This window comes from Simplicispira sp. GW247-4R2A, from assembly GCF_059424465.1.
The window spans coordinates 45,841-54,142 of sequence record NZ_JBWKZM010000033.1; the positions used below are offsets into that span (position 1 = coordinate 45,841).

General features: G+C 61.6%; 7 protein-coding genes. 5 read left to right on the forward strand and 2 right to left on the reverse strand.

The features are described from left to right. Nucleotides 1-18: 18 nt before the first annotated feature. Nucleotides 19-408, reverse strand: coding sequence for a PPC domain-containing DNA-binding protein (locus tag AC07ZH_RS18140; protein ID WP_495200800.1), 390 nt, complete (start codon nt 406-408; stop codon nt 19-21). Then, on the reverse strand, nt 401-955 hold the full coding sequence (locus AC07ZH_RS18145; protein ID WP_495200801.1) for a PPC domain-containing DNA-binding protein: 555 nt from the start codon (nt 953-955) through the stop codon (nt 401-403). Before AC07ZH_RS18145 ends, AC07ZH_RS18140 begins: the two co-directional genes overlap by 8 nt. Nucleotides 956-1,117: 162 nt before the next feature. Between AC07ZH_RS18145 and AC07ZH_RS18150 the strand changes: the two genes are divergently transcribed. The 5 genes from AC07ZH_RS18150 (at nt 1,118) to AC07ZH_RS18170 (ending at nt 8,145) form a co-directional block, all read left to right on the forward strand. Beyond that, entirely contained in the window at nt 1,118-2,062 is a 945-nt protein-coding gene (locus tag AC07ZH_RS18150) for a LysR family transcriptional regulator (RefSeq protein ID WP_495200802.1), read from the forward strand. 185 nt (nt 2,063-2,247) lie between these two features. Next, complete coding sequence (locus AC07ZH_RS18155; protein WP_495200803.1) at nt 2,248-3,417, forward strand: acetyl-CoA acetyltransferase; 1,170 nt, start codon at nt 2,248-2,250, stop codon at nt 3,415-3,417. An 18-nt stretch (nt 3,418-3,435) separates the two neighbouring features. Continuing rightward, nucleotides 3,436-5,073 (forward strand): acyl-CoA synthetase, encoded by a 1,638-nt coding sequence (locus AC07ZH_RS18160; RefSeq protein ID WP_495200808.1) that lies wholly within the window; start codon nt 3,436-3,438, stop codon nt 5,071-5,073. Nucleotides 5,074-5,203: 130 nt separating this feature from the next. Continuing rightward, nucleotides 5,204-6,211, forward strand: a complete 1,008-nt coding sequence (locus tag AC07ZH_RS18165; protein WP_495200804.1) for a TRAP transporter substrate-binding protein — start codon at nt 5,204-5,206, stop codon at nt 6,209-6,211. Then, nucleotides 6,172-8,145 (forward strand): TRAP transporter large permease, encoded by a 1,974-nt coding sequence (locus AC07ZH_RS18170; protein WP_495200805.1) that lies wholly within the window; start codon nt 6,172-6,174, stop codon nt 8,143-8,145. The genes AC07ZH_RS18165 and AC07ZH_RS18170 overlap by 40 nt, the downstream gene beginning before the upstream one ends. Nucleotides 8,146-8,302 lie beyond the last annotated feature (157 nt).

The window sequence follows — 8,302 nt, forward strand, 5'->3', positions numbered from 1 at the left end:
GAACTGATCACTCAGTGGTCAGGCCGGCAGCCATTCCTCGAGGGTGACTTCGAAAGTCATGCAAATCAGGTTCTGGCCCGCAACGAACGGGCCGCCATAAACAGTTCCGCTGCGATCTGCCACGACACCCGCAAGCGAAGCACGGATTGAGCCATCCGGCTGGGTTCGGACTTCGCCAGCCAGGCTCACGATCTCAACCGCCGGCCCGGAAACGATCTGGCACTTTCCATCCTCCGCACCCAGGCAGGCATCCACCAGACTGCCGAGCGCACCACGCACGAAGGCGTTGTGAAAGCCTTCGGCAGCACAGAGTTTTTCGACGCTCTGCACTAGGTCTTCATTGGGGGCTATGCGGGCATAAGCGACGCGGCCCATGCGGCCGTCCTCGACCAGGGTGATTTCAGCCATGTTGCGCCACCTCTTTCGGTCCCAGCAAAGGAATATTCGTTTCCGGGTCATGCGCGACCCGCAATTCAAATCCATCAAGCGTCGTCACCAGAACCGACAGAGGCGCTGCACCGACGATGACCCGGTTGGCCAGAATGTGTCCGCCTTTGACCGCACCGAGCGCGTCCCGGAATACGGCGTGGCAATGCACCAGTGGCTTCCCGTCAGCGCTCAGCCCCAGCGTTGCATTGCCGAACACCATCCAGGCACGACCTGCATGGATGGGCGCTGAATAAGCAGCCACCGATTGCTGCGTGCCATCCGGTCCGGCCACGCAATACCAGAGCTGGGCAAAGGAGCCACCCAGAAGCGTCATCGAAGCGCTACGCACGCCGAGGCTCTGCAGTGGCTCGACAATGGATTGGTAAAGGCTTTGACCGGGATGGAGCACCAGACGGAAATGCCGGCCACGACTGGTATGCATGCTGCTGATGCGAACCGGATTGAACGGGCCGGGATGAACAAGGGTGCGCGGTCGCGCGGGCGGGGGTGCTGCCGTGATGGGCATTGACTTGTCTCCTGCATGCTTGTGGCACGAACTGGTGGCAGGGGTGAGGGTCACCCGTCCCGGCCGCCGATCAACTCCGCTGCGAAGCGGCGCAATGTTGTCGGAGCATCCGACCCCGACAGTCTAGGCAGCACTTACCATTCGCAGAAGTTTGCATTTTGAATGGATCCATTTAAGATTCAGATCAATATGGAAATGCGCCACCTTCGCTGCCTTGTCGCCGTCGCCGAGGAACTTCACTTCGGTCGCGCAGCCCGCCGACTCCATCTGTCGCAGCCCCCTGTGAGCCTCGCGATCAAAGAGCTCGAGCAGGAATTGGGCATCCGGCTTTTCGAGCGCAACTCTCGCCATATCGCGCTGACCCGGGAGGGCGAGGTGGTGTTGCGAGATGCGCGTGCCGTGCTGGCCCGCACGGCCTCATTGCGCCAGCACGCGCAGGATGCCGGCAGGGGTGTGGGCGGATCTCTGGCGGTGGGTTTCATCAGTCTGGCAACGTACTCGTACCTCCCCACCTCGATCGAACGCCTTACCCATACCTATCCGGACGTACGGCTGAGTCTGCACGAGAGCACGACCGACGAAATCCTCGCCGGACTGGAGAACGCTTCGATCGACGTGGGCTGCCTGTTTGCTTCGCCGGGACTGCCGGCAGGGCTGCGTTACCAGGCGACGAGTCGCGAAGCCTTGGTGATTGCCCTGCCTGAGCAGCACCCGATGGCGCACCTCACACGGACTCCTCTGGAAAAACTCGCCAACGAACGCTTTCTGGCGTTCGAGCGGCATTTCGGGCCAATGATGTTTGACACCGTCGTGAGCGCCTGCATGCGCCACGGATTCAGCCCACGCATCTTCCCGGCTCGGCAGATGCACACCATCGTCAGTCTGGTGGCTGGCGGAATTGGCGTCGCGCTGGTGCCGCAATCGGTTCAGGTCTTTCAAAGGGCGGGCGTGGTGTTTCGGCCGTTGCGCGGGGACCGCATCTCGGTTGAAACCGGCGTGGCATGGCGCGCGGGGGATGATGCGCCGCTGGTGACCGAATTTGTTCGGACTGTTCCACGCTTGCGTCCCGTCGCCAAGGTCTCCACGCTTTCCACCGACTTCGCGTAAACCCGGTGTGGGCTGCGCACATGGTGGACCGGTAATTTGCCAGAACCGTGTAAATGCCGGCGGTAAATGCTTGTCGCATTCCTAGAATTTGGCGATCAGCCCAGCGCCCATTGATAACGGTCGCTCGCGGACTGGACAGGTTCACCGGCGGCCCATGCAACGCCCGGCTCATCAAGGTTCATATCATGACAAGCTTCCCCTATATCGTCGGCTGGGGCCACACCCCTTTCGGCAAGCTCGACAAACTCAGCCTCGAAGAGATGATCCGCGATGCCGCTCTGCCCGCCATCGCAAGCGCAGGCCTGGAGCCTTCAGATATCGACGGCGTTTTTGTCGGCCATTTCAACGGCGGCTTTGTCCGTCAGGATTTCAGTGGCGCATTGCCAGCGCTCGCCATTCCCGAATTGCGCCATGTGCCATCGGTGAGGCTTGAAAACGCATGCGCCACGGGTTCCGCCGCCATCTGGGCGGCACTTGATGCGCTGGCAAGCGGGCGCGTCAAGCGGGCGCTTGTGGTGGGCATGGAAAAGATGAACACCCTGCCCAACCAGCAGATTGGCGAAATCCTGCTCAAGTGCTCCTATGTGGCGGAAGAAGGCGACACACCTGGCGGATTCGCCGGCGTTTTCGGCAAAATCGCAAGCAGCTATTTCGAGCGTTTCGGCGATCAGTCCGACGCGCTTGCATCCATCTCCGCCAAAAACCATCAAAACGGCATGCGCAATCCACTGGCCCACATGCGGCGCGATCTTGGATTCGACTTTTGCCGCACCCCATCGGACAAGAACCCCTTTGTCGCGGGCCCGCTCAAGCGGTCGGACTGCTCGCTTGTTTCCGACGGCGCAGCTGCACTGATTCTTTCCAATGAACCTCTGGCGGACGCCAAGATGCCGGCCGTACGCTGGCTTTCGCGCACACAGGTGAACGAGTTCCTGCCGCTCTCGCGCCGTGATCCGACCAGATTCGAAGGCGCGGCACTGGCCTGGCAACGCGGCCTGCACGGCGCCCACGCCACGCTGGACGACCTGCAGTTCGTTGAAACCCACGACTGCTTCACCATTGCAGAACTGCTGGAATACGAGGCCATGGGCCTGGCGCCACACGGACAGGGAGCGCGAGTGATCCTCGACGGCACCAGCACCAAGGAAGGGCGCCTTCCGGTCAATCCCTCCGGCGGCCTCAAGTCGCGCGGCCATCCGATCGGAGCGACGGGCGTATCGCAGCACGTCATGGCCGCCATGCAGCTCACCGGCACCGCTGGCGACATGCAGATCAGCGGAGCGCGCCGCGGCGCCGTATTCAACATGGGTGGCGCGGCGGTGGCCAATTACCTGAGCGTTCTGGAGGCCGCATGAAGCAGCGGCTCTTGCACCCTGCGCAATCATGCTCAGGGAGGCAGTCTCGTGGCTAATGCACAGGTGATGAACTTGGCGTGCCTGCTATCGCAGACCGCACGTCTGTTCCCCGATCTACCCGCGCTGATCCAGGGTGACAGTAGCTGGAGCTGGGCGGAGACCGAAGCGCGGGTCGATGCGATGGTTTGCGCACTGCGCGCGCGCGGCGTCCAGAAAGGAGACCGTATCCTGGTGCAATCGCGCAATACCCGCCAGCTGTTCGAGAGTTGCTGGGTGGCATTTCGCCTCGGCGCGGTCTGGGTGCCGACCAACTTCCGTCTCACTCCGCCTGAAATCGCGTATCTGGGCGCTTCCAGCGATGCCATCGTGATGCTCGCTGAGCCCGATTTTTGCAAGCATGTCGATGCGGTTAGAGCCGCTTCGAAGAGTCTGCGGGACGTGATCTGGCTCGGCAGGAGTGATGCGACGCCTGAGAACGAACTCGGATACGAAGCGCTTCTCGGGAATTATCTCGGGCAGATCGCTACTGCGGAGACCGTCGAGCGGGATGATCCTCTCTGGTTCTTCTACACATCAGGCACCACCGGTAGGCCCAAGGCGGGTGTATTGACGCATGGTCAGATGGCCTTCATTGTTACCAACCATTTGGCCGACCTGATCCCGGGCACTACCGAGGAAGACCGCTCACTCGCTGTGGCTCCCCTTTCGCACGGCGCGGGTATTCACGCACTGCTGAATGTGGCACGCGGCGCGGCCACCGTCCTGCCACTTTCGGACAGGCTTGACGGCGAAGAGGTGTGGTCGCTCGTCGAGCGGCACCGCATTTCAAACATCTTCACCGTGCCTACCATCGTCAAGATGCTCGTGGAACATCCAGCGGTGGGCGAATACGATCACAGCAGCTTGCGCTACGTAGTCTACGCCGGCGCTCCGATGTACCGCACGGATCAGAAGCGTGCACTCGAAAAACTCGGGCCGGTGCTGGTGCAGTACTTCGGGCTGGGCGAAGTCACCGGCTGCATTACTGTGCTGACACCGCGTATGCATGTGCATCTTACCGATGAATCGGACAGTCCCATAGGCACCTGCGGCCGGCCCCGCACCGGGATGGAGGTGGCGGTGCTTGATGCTGCGATGCAGCCGGTACCCACCGGCGAGGTTGGAGAAATCTGCTGTCGCGGACCCGGGGTTTTTGCGGGCTACCACAGCAATCCGGACGCAACCGCCACAGCGCTGCGCGGCGGCTGGTTCCACACCGGCGACCTGGGTCGGCTCGATGCACGCGGGCTCCTCTACATCACTGGGCGCGAGTCCGACATGTACATCTCGGGCGGCTCGAACGTTTATCCCCGCGAAGTGGAAGAGGTGTTGCTCACCCATCCCGCAGTGGCGGAGGTTGCCGTGCTCGGCGTGCCCGATCCCAAATGGGGAGAGGTCGGTGTAGCAGTGGTGGTCCAGCGTGAAGGTTGCGAACCAGCGAGCGAAGCCCTGCTTCTGGCGCATCTTGAAGGCCGTTGTGCCCGATATCGCTGGCCGCGACAGATTTTTTTCTGGGACGCGCTGCCGAAATCCGGATACGGCAAGATCACGAAGAACGAGGTTCGCCGACTGCTCATCGAGAAAGGCGAGTTACGGGAAGTTCAGACGATGCAATAGCAACTTGGACGTGCGAACAGGCGTAGGGCAGTCAGATCGCGGCTTCGCCTCCTGGGAGCACCGTCTTTGCCAGCGCCCATTTCGGTTTCGGTTTTCCATTCATCCAACCACGACAACAGGAGACATATCCATGACCATCAGCCGCCGCAACATGCTGGCCACCACCCTTGGCGCCCTAGCGCTACCGGCCACCAGCGCTTTCGCCGCGAAAGCCGAGTTCCAGTACAAGTATGCGAACAACCTGCCCTTATCGCATCCGATGAACGTGCGCGCAAAGGAAATGGCCGATGCGATTCGAGCTGAAACCAAGGGTCGCGTGGACATCCAGATTTTCCCGAGCAGCCAGTTGGGCTCCGACACCGACATGCTGAGCCAGATCCGCTCGGGTGGAGTCGAGTTTTTCACGCTGTCGGGGCTGATCCTCTCCACCCTCGTGCCGGCGGCCGCGATCAGCGGTATCGGCTTTGCGTTCCCGGATTACCCCACCGTGTGGAAAGCAATGGACGGCGATTTGGGCGCCTACATCCGCGGCGAGATAGGCAAGGCCAACCTGGTTGCCATGGACAAGATCTGGGACAACGGTTTCCGTCAAACCACGTCTTCCTCGAAGCCGATCGTTACGGCCGAAGACTTCAGGGGCATGAAGATCCGCGTGCCCAGCTCGCCACTGTGGACTTCGATGTTCAAGGCATTCGACGCAGCGCCTACCTCGATCAACTTCAGCGAGGTGTATTCGGCCCTGCAAACCAAGGTGGTGGAAGGCCAGGAGAACCCGCTCGCCATCATTTCGACCGCCAAGCTGTACGAAGTGCAGAAATACTGCTCGCTGACCAACCACATGTGGGACGGTTTCTGGTTCCTGGCCAACAAGAAGGCCTGGGAGCGCCTGCCGGAAGACCTGCGCACCATCGTCGCCAAACACATCAATGCAGCCGGCATGGCCGAGCGCACTGACGTGGAAGCGCTCAATGGCACCGTGCAGACGGATCTGGCTTCCAAGGGCCTAACCTTCAACAAGACCGATGCTGCGACCTTCCGTGACCAATTGCGCAAGGCGGGTTTCTATTCCGAGTGGAAGAAGAAGTTCGGTGACGACGCATGGGCACTTCTGGAACGCAGCACCGGCAAGTTGTCATGAGAAGGGGGGCGACGACCGACGTGCATCCTGCCGAGAGCGTCGCCCTGCCGGCGGCCGCTGACGCGGAGACGTCCAATTCCCACGGCGGGGTCGCTCAGGCACTGCCTGGCCGCCCGCTGCTGGCGAAGATCGATCGCGCACTTGGCTGGCTGGTCGAAGTGCCGGCTGCAGCCCTGGTGCTGGCCGACATCGTCGTGCTGCTCTGCGGGGTGGTGGCGCGCTTTGTGTTTCACAACCCGCTGGTGTGGTCCGACGAACTGGCCTCAATGATCTTCCTGTGGCTTGCGATGTTCGGCTCGGTCATCGCCCTGCGCCGCGGCGAACACATGCGCATGACCGCACTGGTAAGCCGGCTCTCGCCCCAGCGGCGTGCCCTCTTCGAAGCGATTGCCACGGCAGCCTGCCTGCTCTTTCTGGCCATGGTGCTGATGCCCTCCTTCGGTTATGCGGCCGAAGAAGCAGACATCACCACTCCGGCACTCTCGCTATCCAACGCCTGGCGCGCGACTGCGCTCCCGGTAGGTCTGGTGTTGATGACGACCTTCGCCGTGCTGCGTTTATTGCGCACGGCCACCTTGCGCGACGCAGTGTCAGCGCTGGCGATCATCGTGGCCATTGCTTTCGCGTTCTGGCTCGGTCGATCAGCCTTCGACGACCTGGGCAAGCTCAATCTGCTCGTGTTCTTCGTGGGTGTAGCCGCAGGTTGCGTATTTGCCGGCATCCCGATCGCATTTGCCTTCGGGCTCGGCACCTTCGGCTATCTCGCGCTTGCCACGGGTACGCCGCTGGTCATCATGGTCAACCGCATGGACGAGGGCATGTCCCACATCATCCTGCTGGCGGTCCCCCTCTTTGTTTTCCTGGGTCTGCTGATCGAGATGACCGGCATGGCCCGCGCCATGGTGAGCTTTCTGGCAGGCCTGCTGGGGCATGTGCGCGGCGGGCTTTCTTATGTGCTGATTGGCGCGATGTATCTGGTCTCCGGCATCAGCGGTGCAAAGGCTGCCGACATGGCCGCAGTAGCCCCAGCGCTGTTTCCTGAGATGAAAAAGCGCGGAGCCGACGAAGGTGAACTGGTCGCCTTGCTGGCGGCCACCGGGGCGCAGACCGAAACCGTTCCGCCAAGCCTGGTGCTGATCACCATTGGCTCGGTTACGGGTGTATCGATCGCGGCACTCTTCACCGGCGGCTTGCTGCCGGCGCTGGTGCTGGGAGTGGTGCTCTGCCTGGTGGTCAGAAGCCGTTATCGGCACGAAGACCTGAGCAATGTGCGGCGGGTGCCAAAAAGGGAAATATTCAAGCTTTTCCTCATTGCCGTCCCCGCGCTGGCTTTGCCCTTTGTGATCCGCGCCGCGGTGGTCGAGGGCGTGGCGACTGCCACCGAGGTCTCGACCATCGGCATTGCCTATGCGGTTGTGGCTGGCCTGGTGATATACCGGCAGTTCGAGTGGAAGCGGATCTTTCCGATGCTGGTCAGTACCGCAAGCCTGTCAGGCGCCATTTTGCTGATCATCGGTACTGCAACTGCAATGGCCTGGGGGCTGACCCAGTCCGGGTTCTCGCGACTGCTTGCCGTCACCATGGCCGACCTGCCCGGTGGCGCACCCACGTTCATCGCGGCTTCGGTGGTGGCGTTCGTGATTCTGGGCTCGGTGCTCGAAGGTATTCCGGCCATCGTGCTTTTCGGCCCCCTGCTCTTTCCGATCGCGCGCGAACTCCATGTGCATGAGGTGCACTACGCGATGGTGGTCGTGTTGTCGATGGGTCTGGGCCTCTTTTCGCCGCCGATGGGCGTGGGGTACTACGCAGCGTGCGCCATTGGCCGGGTGAGCCCGGATGCTGGCATCCGCCCGATCATCGGCTACATGGTGGCGCTGCTAATCGGCACCATCGTGGTTGCAGCCATCCCGTGGATATCCATCGGCTTTCTGTGAGCGAAGCGCAGTCGAGCGGATTTGAGATTTTTTAGCTATGGCCTGCTAACCTTCCTGAATCGGTTGAACCAGCCGGTATCAGTTAGCGACATAGGGCACTCCAAGGGATGTTCTTTTGGCGATACCCCCAATCGAATACCCCCATGCCCCCAAAGAT

Bases quoted from the DNA above. Each gene is read 5' to 3' on its own strand.
- AC07ZH_RS18140 (WP_495200800.1), bottom strand. From the start codon at position 408: ATGGCTGAAATCACCCTGGTCGAGGACGGCCGCATGGGCCGCGTCGCT.
- AC07ZH_RS18145 (WP_495200801.1), bottom strand. From the start codon at position 955: ATGCCCATCACGGCAGCACCCCCGCCCGCGCGACCGCGCACCCTTGTT.
- AC07ZH_RS18150 (WP_495200802.1), top strand. From the start codon at position 1,118: ATGGATCCATTTAAGATTCAGATCAATATGGAAATGCGCCACCTTCGC.
- AC07ZH_RS18155 (WP_495200803.1), top strand. From the start codon at position 2,248: ATGACAAGCTTCCCCTATATCGTCGGCTGGGGCCACACCCCTTTCGGC.
- AC07ZH_RS18165 (WP_495200804.1), top strand. From the start codon at position 5,204: ATGACCATCAGCCGCCGCAACATGCTGGCCACCACCCTTGGCGCCCTA.
- AC07ZH_RS18170 (WP_495200805.1), top strand. From the start codon at position 6,172: ATGGGCACTTCTGGAACGCAGCACCGGCAAGTTGTCATGAGAAGGGGG.